The sequence below is a fragment of the Shewanella sp. CG12_big_fil_rev_8_21_14_0_65_47_15 genome, from assembly GCF_002783505.1.
Lineage (GTDB): Bacteria > Pseudomonadota > Gammaproteobacteria > Enterobacterales > Shewanellaceae > Shewanella.
Genome location: NZ_PFGL01000056.1, coordinates 1 through 17477, shown reverse-complemented (window position 1 = coordinate 17477; position 17477 = coordinate 1). Strand labels below are relative to the sequence as shown.

At 46.2% G+C, this 17477-nt stretch carries 18 protein-coding genes; all 18 read right to left on the bottom strand.

Annotation, left to right across the window (positions count from 1 at the left end):
- Position 1 precedes the first annotated feature (1 nt).
- The gene (gene fliN, locus COW15_RS15355) at positions 2-385 is read right to left on the bottom strand and encodes a flagellar motor switch protein FliN (RefSeq protein ID WP_007649682.1); all 384 of its coding nucleotides are present in this window, start codon (positions 383-385) and stop codon (positions 2-4) included.
- 11 nt (positions 386-396) lie between these two features.
- Positions 397-1428: a flagellar motor switch protein FliM gene (fliM, locus tag COW15_RS15350; RefSeq protein WP_253990626.1), complete on the bottom strand. Its 1032-nt coding sequence runs from the start codon at positions 1426-1428 to the stop codon at positions 397-399.
- Between the two features lie 39 nt (positions 1429-1467).
- The gene (gene fliL / locus COW15_RS15345; protein WP_293633377.1) at positions 1468-1992 is read right to left on the bottom strand and encodes a flagellar basal body-associated protein FliL; all 525 of its coding nucleotides are present in this window, start codon (positions 1990-1992) and stop codon (positions 1468-1470) included.
- A gap of 87 nt (positions 1993-2079) precedes the next feature.
- Complete coding sequence (locus COW15_RS15340; protein WP_293633376.1) at positions 2080-4005, bottom strand: flagellar hook-length control protein FliK; 1926 nt, start codon at positions 4003-4005, stop codon at positions 2080-2082.
- Positions 4006-4402: 397 nt separating this feature from the next.
- A complete protein-coding gene (gene fliJ / locus COW15_RS15335; RefSeq protein ID WP_293633375.1) occupies positions 4403-4852 on the bottom strand; it encodes a flagellar export protein FliJ in 450 nt (149 codons plus the stop codon).
- Between the two features lie 11 nt (positions 4853-4863).
- Entirely contained in the window at positions 4864-6201 is a 1338-nt protein-coding gene (gene fliI / locus COW15_RS15330; protein ID WP_293633374.1) for a flagellar protein export ATPase FliI, read from the bottom strand.
- The gene (fliH, locus tag COW15_RS15325; RefSeq protein WP_293633373.1) at positions 6170-7126 is read right to left on the bottom strand and encodes a flagellar assembly protein FliH; all 957 of its coding nucleotides are present in this window, start codon (positions 7124-7126) and stop codon (positions 6170-6172) included. The genes fliI and fliH overlap by 32 nt, the downstream gene beginning before the upstream one ends.
- A complete protein-coding gene (fliG, locus tag COW15_RS15320) occupies positions 7113-8159 on the bottom strand; it encodes a flagellar motor switch protein FliG (protein ID WP_293633372.1) in 1047 nt (348 codons plus the stop codon). The genes fliH and fliG overlap by 14 nt, the downstream gene beginning before the upstream one ends.
- Complete coding sequence (gene fliF / locus COW15_RS15315) at positions 8152-9837, bottom strand: flagellar basal-body MS-ring/collar protein FliF (RefSeq protein WP_293633499.1); 1686 nt, start codon at positions 9835-9837, stop codon at positions 8152-8154. The genes fliG and fliF overlap by 8 nt, the downstream gene beginning before the upstream one ends.
- Positions 9838-9882: 45 nt before the next feature.
- Positions 9883-10218 carry a flagellar hook-basal body complex protein FliE gene (fliE, locus tag COW15_RS15310; RefSeq protein WP_007649711.1) on the bottom strand — a complete coding sequence of 112 codons (336 nt, stop codon included), beginning with the start codon at positions 10216-10218 and terminating at the stop codon, positions 9883-9885.
- Between the two features lie 245 nt (positions 10219-10463).
- A complete protein-coding gene (locus COW15_RS15305; RefSeq protein WP_293633371.1) occupies positions 10464-11804 on the bottom strand; it encodes a sigma-54 dependent transcriptional regulator in 1341 nt (446 codons plus the stop codon).
- Positions 11797-12879, bottom strand: a complete 1083-nt coding sequence (locus tag COW15_RS15300; protein ID WP_293633370.1) for an ATP-binding protein — start codon at positions 12877-12879, stop codon at positions 11797-11799. The genes COW15_RS15305 and COW15_RS15300 overlap by 8 nt, the downstream gene beginning before the upstream one ends.
- Before the next feature lie 110 nt (positions 12880-12989).
- Entirely contained in the window at positions 12990-14423 is a 1434-nt protein-coding gene (locus COW15_RS15295) for a sigma-54-dependent Fis family transcriptional regulator (protein ID WP_293633369.1), read from the bottom strand.
- Between the two features lie 286 nt (positions 14424-14709).
- Entirely contained in the window at positions 14710-15120 is a 411-nt protein-coding gene (fliS, locus tag COW15_RS15290) for a flagellar export chaperone FliS (protein ID WP_293633368.1), read from the bottom strand.
- 6 nt (positions 15121-15126) lie between these two features.
- On the bottom strand, positions 15127-15447 hold the full coding sequence (locus COW15_RS15285; protein WP_293633367.1) for a flagella biosynthesis chaperone for FliD, FliT: 321 nt from the start codon (positions 15445-15447) through the stop codon (positions 15127-15129).
- A gap of 29 nt (positions 15448-15476) precedes the next feature.
- The gene (fliD, locus tag COW15_RS15280; protein WP_293633366.1) at positions 15477-16841 is read right to left on the bottom strand and encodes a flagellar filament capping protein FliD; all 1365 of its coding nucleotides are present in this window, start codon (positions 16839-16841) and stop codon (positions 15477-15479) included.
- A 40-nt stretch (positions 16842-16881) separates the two neighbouring features.
- Entirely contained in the window at positions 16882-17268 is a 387-nt protein-coding gene (locus COW15_RS15275) for a flagellar protein FlaG (RefSeq protein WP_293633365.1), read from the bottom strand.
- A gap of 136 nt (positions 17269-17404) precedes the next feature.
- Complete coding sequence (locus COW15_RS20775; RefSeq protein WP_363700481.1) at positions 17405-17476, bottom strand: hypothetical protein; 72 nt, start codon at positions 17474-17476, stop codon at positions 17405-17407.
- Between the last annotated feature and the right edge of the window lies 1 nt (position 17477).

Sequence of the window (17477 nt, the reverse complement as noted above, 5' to 3'; positions counted from 1 at the left end):
ATTATTTAAGCTTTTTAATGCGCTCGGTTTGACTGATGACATCCGTTAAACGAATACCAAATTTATCGTTCACTACGACCACCTCACCATGGGCGATAAGCGTACCGTTGACCATCACATCCAAAGGTTCACCCGCGACTCGATCTAATTCGACGACCGAACCTTGGTTAAGCTGTAACAGGTTACGAATACTAATGAAGCTACGCCCCACCTCCATCGAAATCGTCACCGGGATATCCAAGATGGTATCTAGCTTAGCCGCCTCGGCTTTACTAATAGGCTGAGAATCATCGACCAACTCATCGAGCGCAATCGCATTGGCTTCCTCTAGCGCTTGTTCAGCCATCGCGGCAGCCCAATCATCACCCGTATCTTCTGTACTCATCTCACTTCACCTTATAATTCTGATATGTCTCTAGCTTTGCCTTTACGCGTCACTAACTGGAGTTCGGATTTCACCGTTTCTGGACGGGGGATTTTTTCACAGATTTTGAGTGCCAGATTATCCCGTGAGCGCCCCATTTTACAGCGATAAGTAGGTAAGTCTTCGATTTTCATCATAATATATTCCGGTAATTCAATCGGAATAATATCACCCGCCTTAAAATTCATCACTTCTTTCAGTGTCAGTTCATGCTCAACAATGCTCGCATCGAAGCCCACCTTCACGTCCATGATCTCATCGTGTAGCGCCTGTGACCAACGCATATCGGTATCTTGCTTATCGCTTTGCACACCCGCATCGAGTAACTCGCGGATCGGTTCAATCATCGAATAGGGCATAGTGATATGAAAATCACCGCCCCCACCATCCACCTCAATATGGAAGGAGTTAATCACAACCACTTCGGTTGGGCTGACGATGTTGGCCATCGCGGGGTTAACTTCAGAGTCTAAGTAGTCAAACTCTACATCCATCACTGGCGCCCATGCATCTTTATAATCTTCAAAGATAATCTTTAAAAGCAACTGCACAATTCGCCGTTCGGTCGGGGTGAATTCCCGCCCTTCAATCTTGGCATGGAAACGGCCATCGCCACCAAAAAAGTTGTCCACTAGGATAAAGACCAGTCGGGCTTCCATGGTAATAAGTGCCGTCCCTTTTAGGGGGCTAAAGCGCACCATGTTCAAACTGGTTGGCACGAATAACGTGTGTACGTATTCACCAAACTTAAGCATCTGCACGCCGTTAATCGACACTTCCGCCGCTCGGCGCATCATATTGAACATGCTAATACGTAGGTGACGCGCAAATCGCTCGTTCACTATCTCCAGCGTAGGCATACGCCCACGGACGATACGGTCTTGGGAGGAAAAGTCGTAGGAGCGAGCATCTTGCCCAGCGGCATCAAGCTCATCATCCTCATCGACGTCATCGACCCCGTGCAGTAGCGCATCAATTTCGTCTTGGCTTAATAAATCACTCACTATATTGCCTTCGCCTCTTTAGGTGCTGAAGATAAAAGATTATTGCATTACAAAACCCGTAAATAGCACTTTTTCAACGACCTTACGTCCCGTGACCGATTGCAGGGTATTTTGGACACTTAGGAGTGCCAACTGACGCAGTTCATCCTTACCCGCCTGCGTACTTAACTTTTGCACATCGGCACCACTGAAGGTTGTCAGGAGTGCATCTTCGATTAATGGAATATGTTTTTGCGTCAGCACATCATCGGATCCCCTCACCATCAGTTGAACTTTTATTTCAACGAGGCGAGATCTGTCCGGTCCCGGTAAATTGAATAAAAAAGGACGGGGCATAGGCACATAAGACGCCATTGCAGCCTCACCCGTTACCGCAGGCGTCTGTGTTTCAGTCCCCTCTGCTGCCGCATTTTGGGCTTCATCCCCACTGCTGCCCATAAAAAACCATAATGCACCGCCCATTAACAGGGCGGCAAACACACCTGCACCAATGAAAATAAAAAGTTTTTTCTTACTTTTAGGGGCGTCGGTGCTTTCAAGTTCTAACGATTCTTCCTTAGCCATTACAGTACTCTTTAGGTTAGGCTTAAGCATTGTCAAGATTGGGTGGCAAAAATGCCACAACCGTCTCTAACGCTATAGGTTACCTGCTTAAGCGTAATAATCTATACCAGAATTTAAACTAGTTGCTTGATTTAGCCCTAAATCTAGCTCTTCTGCCGAGAAATTATCCACATTCGCGCCCCCGGAACCGCCCCCTTCACCAAAACTACCCTCGCGGCGTTGGCCTTGATCCCCGTGGGAAACATGACTATCGGCAAGTTGCATTCCCTGTTCCTGTAGTAATTCCCGTAAACGTGGGATCGCCTGCTCAATCACATCGCGGGTTTGAGGCTGGGTCACATGGAACTGAACTTGAGTCTGATCGCCATGCACTTGAATTTTCACTAGCATATGACCTAACTCGGGTGGATCGAGGCGAATTTCGGCATGTTGAATACCTTGACTCACCATAGTCACTAATTGCTGCTTCATGACGGGGGAGAAACGTTGGATCATCTCCTGCATCTGATTTTGTGTCTCAACTCCCTGACGCAAAGAAAGTTGAACTTGTTGCAGATCTTGGCGGTTAATCTGTGGCTGACCTGTGGTTGAAGCTAACGTCGACACAGGTTTAAACTCTGTAGGCTTAAGCTCCGTTGTGGATGCCGTATCCTCCTCAGCCCTATTTAATAATGTTGTCTCTTGACGCGTCTCAAGTGTCACCGCCAACTTAGCATCTTTGAGTATCAGCCCAGCCTTAATTTCAGCACTTGCAGTCTCATCTTGAGCCTGCTCCCCATTAATAGGCTCTGTTCCTAAAATGTTGAGTGGCTGAGTTGATGCATCTGTCGTCAGTGGTTTTATGCCGATATCTTGGCTGACATTGCTTACACGACTATCAGCGACAGCACTCGCATTCACAGCGAACTGAGAAGATGAGACAAAATCGCCACCCGCTTGTTTACCAGTCGAACTATTCAGTTTTGCTTCAACGGACATCACATCAAATTTGTCGTCCTCTATGGGTAAGATACCAACTTTGTTGCCGTCTAAACCTTTGCTATATAAACCTATGTTTTTTAAGTCTGTTTTATCTAAGCTAGCATCTAGACTTATATTCCCCCGTTCTATATTGGCAGCGGGATTTTCACTTTGAGTCGGAAAAACATTCACCCCCTCCTGCTTCTGAGCTTGCGAACTCCCTTGGCTAATCAGACTCACGCTAGCCTCTTCGGCCATATCAACCGCGCCTTTGGACTCAACAGCCCCAGTACGATTTTGTTCTGCTAAATTTGACGCCGATGCTCCAAACCCAGGCACTTTAGTTTGCGGAGCCGATTGTTCTACCCCATCGGTTTCATCTGTCGATATTGCCAAAGTGGAGGAGGCGTCCCCCACGATAGTGCCAGTATTTATCTGGGGCTTATCACTCACATCTGAAACAGTGACAGTGGCAGCCGCAGAGGCGTTCTTGGATAACTTCATTAATTCTGCGGAAAAGTCGCCTTTTACTGAGTCATCTTTTGCTAAGTCGCCTTTTGCTGAGTTGCCTTTTACTGAGTTGCTATCAGCACCATCATCACTCGCAGCACTCATGTCAGCGTCAATATCTAAGTTAGCATCTGAGTCAGTATCAGCCGGAGTAGCGGTATTCCCGAGGGAACCCATCATAGTCACATCGCAAGCCGTCTCGATAAGCTCAGTGTCAATATTTTGCTCGCCAGCCACTTCGAGCGGCAAGTTATCGCCCTGAGCTGCCGCTTTTTTCATTTCACTTGCCATGCCAATCTGGGCAAAAATTAAATTGATATCCTTTTCATCATCAGGCTGCACATCATTTGCAGTCTCCACTTTGGTGGGGGCTTCCCCTATTTCCGCGGATGTTGAAGACTTGAGCGCTTTGGAAGGCGTCGAATTCATGGAGGCTAATGCTGCAGAAAAGTCTTCACTATTAGCATCTTGAGTTAATGTCTTGCTCGAACCCGTACCGTTTAGCCCAGGTTTTGCTAATAAAATATTCGTCATTTGTTGCATATGCGCTCTCCAATATCACCCCTAGAAAAATAAAAAATGGCAGGGTAATACGTCAATTTAAGCTGCTGTTACGGTGAGATGATTTACAAACAAGCAAATAAGATGCCAATCAAGCAATTATAAACAAAGCGGATGGGTATAATCCCAGAATGCCAGTTCACTACTGGCCATATCGAATTGTAACGTGCTGGCGTGTCAGTGATATCTGCAATGGAACAGAACTAAATAGTCGATTCGAATTGTAGATCACATTATAGGGCGAGCAGGATATCGGTAAGCAGGCCCTCTGCGCCATGGATGGCGCGGTGGAGCCCTCAGGGAAGAGTTCATGGCGTGCCTGCGAGCGATATCCTGCGATGTAGCATAATTAAGCTCCGTTATTTGAGGTTCAACATTTCTATTGCTGCTGTTTTCGGCGATAAAACTGCTGGGAGGCAAATTCATCGGTCATTTTTTGTTCTTTTTTCAATTCAAGTACTTGGCGCTTCTTCTCTTTATTATCCAGCAGCAACTCCACCGCCTTACGCTTCTGCTGCTTCTCTAACCAATGCTGCTGACGAAAGCTTTTTTGCTTTTCGCCATCGGCGACAACACGATTCTGCTGCGCGATAGCCTCATCAATCTGGCGAATAAAACGATGAAATTGGTGATAGTGACTAGCACTGATGGCTTGCCCCTGCTGGGACTGCATCTGCTTCATATAATCTAAGCGATAGTTGTTTAGGGCCGCCAATTGATTCTGACGTTTTTGACATTCCAATTGTGCCGATTTTAGCAATAATGCGGCTTGCTCTTCGGCATCCTTGGCCAATTTTAAGACGAGTAGTAAGGGATCAGCGTTCGCCATTTTAGCCTCGATTATTTACATTGGGCAGCAAGCTGCCCCAGCATGGCTTGGCTATCTGCAAAACTAAAGGCATCACGCATGGTTTGCCTTAGGAAGGCATTCATCGCCGGTTGCAGACGTATCGCATTATCGATCCGAGGATCGCTTCCCTGGGCATAGGCCCCAATAGAAATCAAATCCCGATTCTGCTGATAGAGCGAATAGGTTTGTTTGACACGCCGCATTGCCTCGAGATGTTCATGAGAGATAACCATAGGGGCAACCCGGCTGATGGAGGCCTCAATATCAATCGCAGGATAATGTCCCGAATCGGCAAGCGCCCTCGACAATACAATATGCCCATCGAGGATCGCCCGCGATGCATCGGCAATCGGATCCTGTTGATCGTCCCCTTCGGTTAATACGGTATAAAATGCCGTGATTGAGCCCTGCCCCGGACCGCCATTTCCCGCCCGCTCGACTAGGCGCGGCAATTTAGCAAACACAGATGGCGGATAACCTTTAGTGGCAGGAGGCTCACCAACCGCTAAGGCAATTTCCCGTTGCGCCTGTGCATAGCGAGTCAGACTATCCATTAACAACAATACGTTATAACCAAGATCACGGAAGTACTCGGCAATACGCGTCGAGGTTTCACAGGCTCGAAGCCGCATTAATGGCGAAGTATCTGCGGGTGCAGCCACCACAACGGAGCGGGCTCGGCCCTTTTCACCCAAGATTTCTTCGATAAATTCTTTGACTTCACGGCCCCGCTCACCGACCAATCCAACCACAATGATGTCAGCGGTTGTGCCTCGGGTCATCATGCCTAAGAGCACGCTCTTACCCACACCAGATCCCGCAAACAGCCCCATACGTTGGCCTTTACCAACAGTCAGCATGGCATTGATGGCTCGCACCCCCACGTCGAGGGGCTCGGTAATCGCGCGGCGCGACAAGGGGTTAATCGATACACTGTGCCTCGATGCCTGCTGATCGGTTTGCAGAGCCCCGAGTCCGTCGAGGGGAACGCCATTTCCATCGAGCACTCGACCTAATAGCGATAGCCCGACATTGAGTCCTGTCTGCTCACCCAGCGGCACAACACGTGCGCCGGGTAATACCCCACGTAACTCTTCGATAGGCATTAAATAAAGTAATTCATCATCGAATCCAACGACTTCGGCAATCAGATCTCCAGCCATGGTTTCGATAGAGCACAGACTGCCCACAGGGGCACGGCAACCACTCGCCTCTAGGGTCAAGCCCACCACGCGAACCAATTGGCCGCTTGCCACAGCACGAAACGGCGGCACTTTATCTATATAGTGATGGAATTTATTCAGCAGTTGGTGACGACGATTTTGCATCTTGCTCTCCATAGGCTTGGAGCGTCTCGGTTTCAGGATCCCTTAATGCTTCGCCAGAGGCTTCGGACTCACTGCCATGGAGCATCTTAGCGGCATCTTCCAGCTCAAGTGCTTCTTGTCGCTGTTGCTGCTGGTGAGTGACATGGGCCTGTTGATTGCGAAGGGATTCAAACACGGCGTCAATTCGTGATGAAAGACTGAGATCCACCAGCGAACGTTGACTACTGATAATGCAATCACCCGCATTTAGCGCAGGATCGACTTCAAGTTGCCATTGATTGCGCGCCAGTTGGGCACTGGAGTACAACTGCTCGACTAAGGTAATATCATCCGGATGCAGACGAATGGTCACGCTCTGCTCTTTAATCGGCAAAGATTCGATACCTAATCGCAGGGCCGAAAGAATTTGCTCTGGATGGGTCTTCAATTCATGACCTATCACTGATTTAGCCAGTGCCATGGTCAGTGTCATTAGGGACAATTCAATATCCCCATCAAGCAGTTGTAGCGGTTTTTCAAACTGGCTTAATAGGCCTTCGAATCGACTGATTAAATGTTTGGCTTCGGCAAGCCCGGTTTCTAATCCCTGTTCATGGCCCTGAGCGAACCCTTCATTATGGCCCTGCTCTAATCCTTCAAGCCTGCCTTGCTCCACCCCTTGGGCAAAACCTTGGGTTTTCCCCTCATTAAATCCTTCCTCTTCCGCCTGAGCCCGAATGTCTTCTATTTCGGCCATGGTCGGCGGCGCAACCATTTCAACCGTCTCAGGCTTAACATGTTGATGACCCGTATAGCCAAATAAGTTGGAGATGCTAGCATCTTCAACTTCAGTAACATCGGGTAAGTTCCAGTGACTAAACTCGATTTCAGTGTCACTGACCACCTTATTCGACAATTTTTTGTCGCTCGGATTAGAGGAACTCATCACCAGCACCACCGCCTAACATGATTTCACCACTATCACTCAAACGACGGGCAATCGACAGAATTTCTTTCTGGGCAATCTCCACTTCGCTGATACGGATGGGGCCCATCGCCTCGAGATCATCACGCAGTAGCTCGGCGGCACGTTTAGACATATTGCCAAGGATTTTGTCCTTCAACTGATCGTCGGTGCCCTTAAGCGCCTTCATCAACACATCTTGCTGCACTTCACGCAGCAAGGTCTGAATGCCACGGTCGTCCACATCGATAAGATTTTCGAACACGAACATCAGATCTTGAATTTGTTGCGCCATTTCCTCGTCGGATTCGCGCATAGTTTCCATCAATTGGCTTTCGATACCCGTATCTAAGTAGTTCATGATGTTGGCAGCGGCTTTTAAACCACCCATCTTAGCCGCCTGTGCACCACCTTGACCGGCAAACTGTTTTTCCATGATATCGTTCAATTCTTGCAATGCAGCGGGTTGCACTTCTTCAAGATTTGCAATCCGCATCATTAAGTCTAAACGGGTATTTTCGGGGAATTGGCCAAAAATTTCTGCGGCCTGATCCGGCTCTAAATAAGACAAAACAATGGTTTGGATCTGCGGATGTTCATTTTGGATAATAGTGGCGACTTGGCGTGCGTCCATCCATTTGAGTGAATCTAGGCCCTTAGCACCGCTGCCCATAATAATCTGTTCAATCAAATTACCGGCTTTATCTTCACCTAACGCCGCGGTCAATGCCTTACGAACGAACTCTTCACTATTAAAACCAATAGAGGAATACTTTTGAATATCATCGAGAAACAGCTTATGCACACCGATGACTTTTTCTTGCCCAAAGTCTTCCATTGCCGCCATAGCCATACCCACTTTCTGCACTTGCTTAGGCTCTAAGTGCTTGAGGATAGAGGCGGCATCGGCTTCGCTCAAACTTAAGAGTAAAATTGCCGTTTTTTCGATACCGCTCATGTCCTTCACATTAAAGCTTGGAACCTCGGCGGCTTCTTTTGTTTTATTCTCAGCCATTGTCTTGTAACCAGTTTTTCACGACTTGAGTAGAAAGCTCGGGCTCATTCGCCACAAGCGCACGGATAGCTTTAATCATATCATCATCTTTATGAAGGTTAGGGATAAGAATTGAACCATCATCGGCATAACTGTATTCAGCATCTTTAGTATTGAGCATACCTAAGGTATCGGCGGCGTATTGGTCTTCAATCTCCGCCAGTTCGTTACCTAATCTTGAGTCCTCTGGCATGTTCACGCTATCGGGGTAAATTAAGCGCTTTAACATTGGACGAACCACGGCCAAAATCAACACTAGGATAACCAGAGCACCCACACCCAATTTAACCGCGCGCCAGAACCAAGGTTGCTCCCATAATTCTGGGGCGGGTACATCCTCTACCAGTTGGTCCATAAAGGGCACGGTCACAACCTCTAACACATCACCACGCTGGGTACTGAAACCGACTGCACCTTCTAATAAACGGCGGATATTCGTCAGTTCTTGTTCGGTACGGGCTACCCGTGCCACTTGACCATTCTCACCCGCGGCGCCGGGTTTAAAATCGACCGCAACCGACACACTAATGCGGCGCACGACGCCAATTTGCTGACGGGTGTGGCTGATAGTGGTATCGAGTTCGAAATTTCGGGTCGCTTCACGGTGGGAATTGCCCGCGGTGACGCTTTCTGTCGCCTCTGCCGTTGCATCCTGCGGAATATTTGACTCCATAGGTGGCTGATTCGATAGGGCGCCAGGAATGCCGCCACTTGAACCGCCAGTGGTATTATTTTCAACCGTCATTTCGCTGCGAAGTGAGGGCAAGTCTGGGTTAAAGCGTTTTGCCGTTTGCTCTACTGCAGTAAAATCCATGCTGACATCGACCTGGGAAGTAAAATTCTCAGGGCCTAGGATCGGCACCAGAATCGATTCTATCTTAGTACGGTACTCGGCTTCTTTTTGTTGAACTAACTCGAGTTCACGGCGAGCCCTAGCAGAGACACCATCTTGACTGCCAGAATTGAGTAAACGGCCATTTGAATCGGTCACAGTCACGCGGGAGGGTTCCAAACCTTGCACGGCAGAGGCAACGATATCGACAATCGCATCGACCTCGCCTTGGCCTAAACCACCACGGCGCGTATTGATAACAACGGTCGCGCTCGGTTGAGAGGTATTACGGGCAAAGACATTTTCCTTAGGTAAGGCGAGGATAACCTTAGCGCGGCTGACACTCTGTAACTGCTCAATTGCGCGAGCTAAATTTTCTTCTTGGCTGTGCTTAAGGCGCGCCTGCTCCATTCTTTGGCTGACACCAAAACCACTGTCTTGGGTTAAGAAATCTTTACTTGAGGCGGCGCCATCGATACCCGCGCGACTTAGCATCATTTTGACTTCTTGATACTTGTCTTCGGGCACCTTGATCACATCGACTTCGATCTGATACTTGATCTTATTTTTATCAAGCACATCGAGTACTTGCACCATTTCCTGGGTTTCCATTTTACCCAATGGACGATACTCAGGTTCCTGGGCCCATATCATGACAAACACGGCTAAGGCTAAACAAATGGCCAAGGCTAAAATCATAGTGATCTGGCGCATCATATCGACACCGCCAAGGCTCCCCATAACGCCTGATTTATGTTCTTGCTGGACACCTTGGTCCGCTAAGCCGGAATTCGACCCGACAATCATTTCTGTGCTCACGATTCGTACCTGCTGATTGGGTTATTCACTGGCCTAAACAGGCATACTCATTATTTCTTTATAAGCTTCAACAAGTTTATTACGCACTTGCACCGTCGCTTCAAAGGCGACACTGGCTTTTTCACGGGCAATAACTGTATCGGACAGGCTAACCGTTGTGTCCCCCATCTCTAGGCGTGTAGCTAAGTTGGACGATGTCGATTGCAGACCGCTAACATTACCAACCGCTTGGGAGAGCAACTGTCCAAAATCGGCACCGCTGGTATTATTCACCTGCTGCATGATATTAGGAGAAATACCAAAAGAAGGGGTAATTTCACCTTTAAGTGACTGCATTTCCTGCAGTAATGAATTGGCGCCTATTTGCATGCTGAGCTCCCAGTCGTCGAGTTCTTGACGATCACAATATCTATAACAGGGATAATGCAAAATGGCGGCCAAGTTTAAATGAGGTCCGCTGATGAGGATAAATCCATTGAAAGGAATGACTATCTGGCCAAAAAATGACGCATAAATTTGGCCTTAGCTGCGGCTAAGGCCCCTATATAGCGGAAATTGCGCACCGAAGTGCTGTTAATCAAAACTTATTTTGGCAATTGTTAACAGGGCAATTGCTAACTGGGTAATTGAATACCCATATCGCGCATTCGAGCCATTTTATACCTTAGGGTTCTCGCACTGATCCCCAGCTTTTCAGCAACCAACTTACGACTGCCTTGGCATTGGGCTAAGGTTTCTAAAATGATCACATGTTCCTGCGCCTTTAGCTCTTCACCCAGCCCATCCGGCTCAGCGGCAAACTCCATATCATCCGCACTTAACACTACATCCTGAGCATCGATAATAATGTCATTGGCCGTAATTACGGCTCCAGCTCTGAGGATAAGAGCCCTTTGGATCACATTGTCTAACTCGCGCACATTGCCTGGCCAGCGGTGGCTTAACAGACGACGACGGGCATGCTCATCAAATTCTGGCACCTCAGCAACATTGAGCGCTTTGGCATGCTTGCCAAGTAAATGACAAGCAAGCGGGAGAATATCCGCGGGTCTTTGATTCAGTGCAGGCCATGTTAGCGGAAAGACGTTAATACGATAGTAAAGATCTTCCCTAAATCCCCCAGCTGCAACGACCGCTTTTAAGTCGCGGTTAGACGTCGCTAATACCCGCACATCAAGCTTGATCGTTTTACGACCGCCTAAACGCTCAACTTCGCGCTCCTGCAGTACCCTTAACAATTTCGCCTGCAAACCTAAGTCCATTTCGGATATTTCGTCTAGCAATAAAGTACCGCCCTGGGCCTGCTCAAACTTCCCTGGGCATGCCTGATAAGCACCGGTAAAGGCGCCCTTTTCATAACCAAAGAGCGTGGCTTCGAGCATATTTTCAGGAATGGCGGCGCAGTTGATGGCAACGAAAGCTTGCTCCGCACGGCTACTGTGTTGATGTATATAGCGTGCTAACACTTCTTTACCCGAACCACTTGGCCCCATGATCATCACGGATGCATCGGATGCGGCAACGCGCTGCGCGAGTGCAAGTAACGCCAGACTCTTATCATCGGCAACGACGGGTTGATCGTTGTTTTGCTTTAAGGGTAAATAACGGGACACTTGATTTAACAGTACTTCAGGCGCAAAAGGTTTTGCCAAATAATCAACGGCGCCCAATTTGATCGCGCTAACCGCACTGCCAATGGTGGCATAGGCCGTCATTAATAATACCGGCAGCTTAGGGTGATGTTGCTGGAGATAATGAAGTAAACCTAATCCGCCAATACCTTGCATCTGTACATCGCTTATGACTAAGTCGAATTGATGTTGCTTTAAAGCGAGAATGGCCTCCTCACCCGAGGCGACATCAACACAATCGTACTGCGCTAGCATTAAGGTATCGAGTAGTGCCTCGCGCAGTGAGGCATCATCTTCCACTAACAGCAATTTTGCTTCAGACATGGGGCTTCTCCAAAGGCAATACGGTCGCAGATTTAGCCCTAGGAAAAGCTAACGAAACAGTGCAACCTCGCTTAGGCAAACAACTTAAGTGTATTTGACCACCGTGATTACGCACAACCGATTGCACCACGGCTAAACCCAGACCCGTTCCCTGCGCTTTAGTCGTGAAAAATGGCTCCAAGACTTTTTGCTGCATATTCGTATCTAAGCCTTTGCCATTATCAACCACATCAAGTAGTAACTGTTCGGCTGACTCGGCGGCGACAATACGAATTTCGCTTGCACCCGCCTCTAGGCTATTCATCACGAGATTATTAATCGCAGAGCTAAGTGCATTTGCATTCGCCAGCATTAAACCACTCGAGGTATTGGTGAAGGACAGCACACAATTCTGCTTAGCCACTATGGGCTCACAATTGGCCATCACATTGGCAATCACATCCTCAAGGGCAATCAATTCACCTAATTCATCTTGGCGCCCTTTTGCCATTAACAACATATCATTGACTTGTCGTTCAAGCTCATTAAGCCTATCGACCAACTTCTGTTGAAATTTGATTTTCGCCGCTTCGGATAACTTAGGGCTGGCGAGATTAGAGGCGTACAGCAAGGCGGCAGATAGCGGAGTACGTACCTGATGTGCCAAAGTTGCCACCATTTTCCCCAGCGCAGATAATCGCTGGAGGTGTGAAAGGTTTTTTTGTAACAGGCGCGTCTCAGTGAGATCGGTCAAGACAATTAATTGCCCTGGCTCAGGAGTGAGTGGCGTAATAGCCAACTTAACCCGGCGACCATTACGCAGGGATACTTCATGCCCATCATCATCCTGGGGGGCAAATGCCGAGTGGATAACATCGATCCAGCGGGCACCACGTAGCGAATGTTCAAGCAATTCTACCGCGACAGGATTAGCGTCGATGACAATACCATCGCCATTTAAAATCACCACGCCAGAAGGCATAGCCTGTAAAATATGTTCCATTCGATTGGACATATTTGCGGCCTCACGCAGTTGGTTCCATTGCTTGCTAGTGTGCTTGAATGTCTCAAGTTGCGCTAGTGGGTGGGCTGACATAGTCTCACTCCGTCAAAAAATTGCTTATGGCGGAGTGTTTGCAGGTTCTATGCCAAATTAAAAGATAGATTTATTAAGTAAAATTAAATAGATAGACCAAGGCTGTATGACTATTCTTTTGTCATCCCGTACTTACGCATTTTTTCCACTAGCGTGGTTCGACGTATACCAAGCATTTCCGCCGCACGGGCAACAATATTATCCTGCTGCTCTAATGCTTGACGGATCATATCAATTTCCAGTTCAGCCAATAAGTCCTTCAAGTTTACGCCCTCTGGGGGCAGTTCACTCGGAAAACGGGTTTCAGGAATTTCAACGGGCTCTTCACTGGTGAAGATAGACGCTAAGGCGTCACGCTCCTGTTGCTCCTCACTCATTTCAACACAATATTCCGGAACATCTATATGGCGATATTTAATAGGCAGATCATTCACGTCGACTAAACCGCCAGGATATAAAATCGTTAGGCGTTCGACCAAGTTTGACAACTCTCTGACGTTCCCCGACCAAGTATGCTCTTTTAAGGACTCGATGGCCCGCTGGGTAAAGCGCACTTTACCACGGCCTTCGTTGTAGACTCGGCTAACCAACTCCTGCAGTAATAGAGGTACATCGTCCTTACGCTCGCTCAGCGCCGGCATTTCAATGGGGAAAACGTTGAGCCGATAGTAAAGATCCTCCCGGAACTCATTGCCCGAGATCATGCTTTCCAAATCCCTATGGGTTGCTGCCACCACTCGAACATCGGCATTAATCGTTTTAGTGCCACCCACTCGCTCGAAAACCCGCTCCTGTAATACGCGAAGTAATTTCACTTGCATCTGCAACGGCATATCACCGATTTCATCGAGGAATAAGGTGCCGCCTTCGGCTAATTCAAAGCGCCCCTTGCGGGAGCTAATTGCCCCGGTAAAGGATCCCTTTTCATGGCCAAACAGTTCACTCTCGAGCAATTCGGGTGGAATAGCGCCACAGTTTACGGGAATAAAAGGACCTTCACGGCGCTCAGAAAGATAATGGATATTACGGGCCACAACCTCTTTACCAGTGCCCGACTGTCCTAGGACTAAGACAGTAGCATCTGAGGTCGCCACCTGATTAATCAAATGTCTAACATTAGCAATACCTTCACTGCGGCCGACTAAGCTCCTGAATAGCTTAGTCTGATTCGCACTTGTTGGTACTTGAGGACGCTTTACTTGGCCGAAAACTTGGCAAAAATGTAACAATTCGGTCAACTGAGGGTAGCTTAGCGGTTCTTCAATTTGCCCAAGCACGTTCGAGACTTGAAGATCACCAGTATCACCGAGTGACAATATAGGCTGCCATGGATACTGACCTGCGAGAGGTTTTATCACATCAATGGGCGTGTTTTCGGTACAAATAACCAAAGCACGATAACGGGTGTCTTGGAGACAAATGCTTAACTTTTCGAGGGCAATTGTTTCAATTTGCTCACCCAAAAATTCAAAAATGCAACACAGGCGACTTAAGCGCTCTGATGGGGTTCCGATAAGTAAAATTCGTTGATCTGTTTGCATCATTCAGTAGGCCGTAAAGCGCTAATAGGTATTAATTCGCATTAATTATTTATGATTAGTTGCTGTAAAAGCTTAACAAATTCAATGTAACAATCTGTGCCACCATCACTACTGTGATGAATATTGTATTATCAGCAGTCGAGAAGCAAGCTTCGGATGCGGATTATGCCAAACTGAATTGATTTTAGTTCATTTATGCCATGATTCTAGTCAAAACAGTCAATAAATTGACATCAGCCAAAAAAAAGACGCACCCAGTGCGCCTTCTTCCTTTTGATCTATAACCCAATTAACTCGCCTCAGTATGGGAAGACACATTATGTTTATCCGCCGGGATAGCATCCCAACCTTCTTTGATCGTGCGTAAAATATCGCATACATCATCAATGGCTTTCACATCATTATTGAGATTGGCTTCGGAGATTTTACGTAACATAAAGTCATAAAGATCGCTTAAGTTTCTCGCAATCTGCCCACCAGCATCCATATTCAAACTATTACTTAATCCAGTAATAATACCGATAGCTTTACTGATATATATCCCTTTATTGGCTAGATCATTTTGCTCAATAGCATAGCGACTCTGTGCCAAACGTTGAAGCGCACCAGCAAACATGAGTTGAATAATTCGATGTGGTGATGCGACGCCAATCTCACTGTCTAATGAAACCTTACGATATGATTGCAGTGAACCTCTCATAAACACCTACCTGTCTAAATCAATTGCTTTGTACACATTTATTTGACGCTTATTTTTGTTTGCAGCGTGTAATAGTGCTTGTATTTCTGACTGAATGATATTGGATTTTTCTACAAAAACTTTTGTTAAATCAAACTGTTTTTCTAGATACGCCCTACAATCTTCCGTCGGTTCGACAACTAATGCATTCAACAAAACTTGACGCTGCCTTACTTTCTCAAGCAATTTTGATACCAACTTATCAGCAGATTCATCTTCAGCAGACATTTTTTCTAATTGATGTAGAGTTTCTAATAACTGCTCATTAAGTGCTTCTAGTTGTTTCACGTAAACTCCTCCCGCGTCTCAACACATTATTACTTAGCGATAACACCTGGAAGTGAATTTAATCGGTCTGCTAAACCTGAACTTTGTTGATTTAAACTTCCTACAACAAGATCCATCGCATTGAACTGTTTAGTTAATCTTGCAGTTAGCTGTCCCATCTTAAGGGAAAAAGCTTCTCTTTGTTCATTCAAACGCGTCTGTTGGCTAGTATATGCATTCTGACGACTGGCAATTAAACCATCACTTTTCACATAATTATTAGCCAAATTATCGAGCCTATTCGCTAGACCAGTATCCTTAGTTGCAAACAATGCCTCAATGCTGGACATATCTTCCGCGATCATTTTATCGAGTTTAGTATCGTCAATAGATAATTTTCCGTACTTATCTGTTTTGATACCAATGTCATATAAAGCAATATCGCCAGTATCAGTGCTTACTCGCTCACTAATCATATTACGCAATTGCGACTCAATTGAACGGATCATCGAATCGCCTTGTAATGCTGATGCAGTCTTTTTATCTTTGTCATAGGATGACATTTTATCAATTGCTGCATTTAAACTATTGAATGCATCAACAAAAGCTTTTACATTCTCCTTAACAGCATCATTATCTTGCTCAATTTTTAGTGTAGTAGTTTTTGATACATCCGCATCCGTCAAGTTCAAAGTCACACCAGTAATTGCACCCTTTATTTCATTGCTCTGTGAAGTAACTTTCTGATCATCAATGTAAATAATGGCATTCTTTGCTACTTGCAGTGTCGACAAGTTCCCTGTTCCAAACATATCGTTTAATCCAGTACCTGAAGTATCATTTGCAGTAATGTTAATCTGATTATCTTCACCTGATTTGTCCGAACTAAATACAAGACGACTACCAGCATCACTTGTGATGACTGTCGCAGTAACAGATTCATTACCTGAAGCTTCATTGACCTTCTTGGCAATTTCATCAAGCGAATCCGTTGCTGAAATAGATACCGAAAAAGAATTCCCATTAACACCGAAATCTAATGAACCTTCACTCACACCTAAAGTTCGATCGGCAACATTCGTTCCTGCAACTTTATGACTTACTGCCAGTTGCTCGACTTTAATCCCGTATGAGCCTGCCTTAGCAGTTTTGTCCGCTATGACATTAATATATTTACTATCACCAGTTGTGACTTTACGCTGATTCAGCACATCGCCAGATTGAAGTTTTTTAAGGGCATCCTGAAACTTAGATAACTCACTTTTAAGAGTTCCAATTGCTGAAACTTTCGCCTTTATCGTATCTTCTGTTTTATTAAAGATCGCCTCTTTAGGTGTCTTTTCGGCATTAACTAATACCGTTACGATATTACTGATATCTAGGCCTGACCCCATGCCTGTCGCTGTTAATGCCATAGCTATTTCCTCAACTTAATATTTACTTGAAAACTCAAGATCAAGCTTCAGTTTTCATCAATAAACCGGTGACTTCAGATAATTTTTCAGCTAACGCCAATGCTTCTTCACTTGGCATTTGTCTAATAACATCTCCAGTGTCTTTATCTAAAACAGTTACCACAGCCTGACCGGAGTTTTCATCAACTTTAAATGAAAGTCCTTTGCGCATCATAGACATCATATCTGATAATTCTGTAGCCACTTGCGCTAATTTACTGGAGTCCTGTTCATTATCCAATTGTTTTTGTTTAACAACTTGATCAATAACAGCCACTGTATTTTTGCTATTTAGCTCAACATCATTCTCTGAAGCCTTTGTTGAACCTTGCAAAACATCCACCTTATTGTGAACCATCATAGATGAACTTGCTATATTGATGTCCATAGCCATACCTCACCAAGTTAAGCACTTACTTTTAATCAACAAAAATTAGCACTTTAAATATTCAACCAACTATTATTGTAGCAAAGGGAGACCCGTCTCCGAATCTCCCTTATCACTTCCAGCTATAAGCGCTTTATTACAACAGTGATAAGGCAACTTGAGGCAATTGGTTAGCTTGAGCCAACATAGCTGAACCCGTTTGTTGCAAT

Excerpts from the sequence above, each read along its gene's own strand:
- fliI (WP_293633374.1), bottom strand. The coding sequence starts at position 6,201 with ATGCAAAATCGTCGTCACCAACTGCTGAATAAATTCCATCACTATATA.
- fliS (WP_293633368.1), bottom strand. The coding sequence starts at position 15,120 with ATGAGAGGTTCACTGCAATCATATCGTAAGGTTTCATTAGACAGTGAG.
- COW15_RS15295 (WP_293633369.1), bottom strand. The coding sequence starts at position 14,423 with ATGATGCAAACAGATCAACGAATTTTACTTATCGGAACCCCATCAGAG.
- fliG (WP_293633372.1), bottom strand. The coding sequence starts at position 8,159 with ATGGCTGAGAATAAAACAAAAGAAGCCGCCGAGGTTCCAAGCTTTAAT.
- COW15_RS15275 (WP_293633365.1), bottom strand. The coding sequence starts at position 17,268 with ATGGACATCAATATAGCAAGTTCATCTATGATGGTTCACAATAAGGTG.
- COW15_RS15305 (WP_293633371.1), bottom strand. The coding sequence starts at position 11,804 with ATGTCTGAAGCAAAATTGCTGTTAGTGGAAGATGATGCCTCACTGCGC.
- fliH (WP_293633373.1), bottom strand. The coding sequence starts at position 7,126 with ATGAGTTCCTCTAATCCGAGCGACAAAAAATTGTCGAATAAGGTGGTC.
- fliE (WP_007649711.1), bottom strand. The coding sequence starts at position 10,218 with ATGCAAATAGGCGCCAATTCATTACTGCAGGAAATGCAGTCACTTAAA.
- fliN (WP_007649682.1), bottom strand. The coding sequence starts at position 385 with ATGAGTACAGAAGATACGGGTGATGATTGGGCTGCCGCGATGGCTGAA.
- COW15_RS15300 (WP_293633370.1), bottom strand. The coding sequence starts at position 12,879 with ATGTCAGCCCACCCACTAGCGCAACTTGAGACATTCAAGCACACTAGC.
- fliL (WP_293633377.1), bottom strand. The coding sequence starts at position 1,992 with ATGGCTAAGGAAGAATCGTTAGAACTTGAAAGCACCGACGCCCCTAAA.
- fliJ (WP_293633375.1), bottom strand. The coding sequence starts at position 4,852 with ATGGCGAACGCTGATCCCTTACTACTCGTCTTAAAATTGGCCAAGGAT.
- fliF (WP_293633499.1), bottom strand. The coding sequence starts at position 9,837 with ATGATTGTCGGGTCGAATTCCGGCTTAGCGGACCAAGGTGTCCAGCAA.
- fliD (WP_293633366.1), bottom strand. The coding sequence starts at position 16,841 with ATGGCATTAACAGCGACAGGCATGGGGTCAGGCCTAGATATCAGTAAT.
- COW15_RS15340 (WP_293633376.1), bottom strand. The coding sequence starts at position 4,005 with ATGCAACAAATGACGAATATTTTATTAGCAAAACCTGGGCTAAACGGT.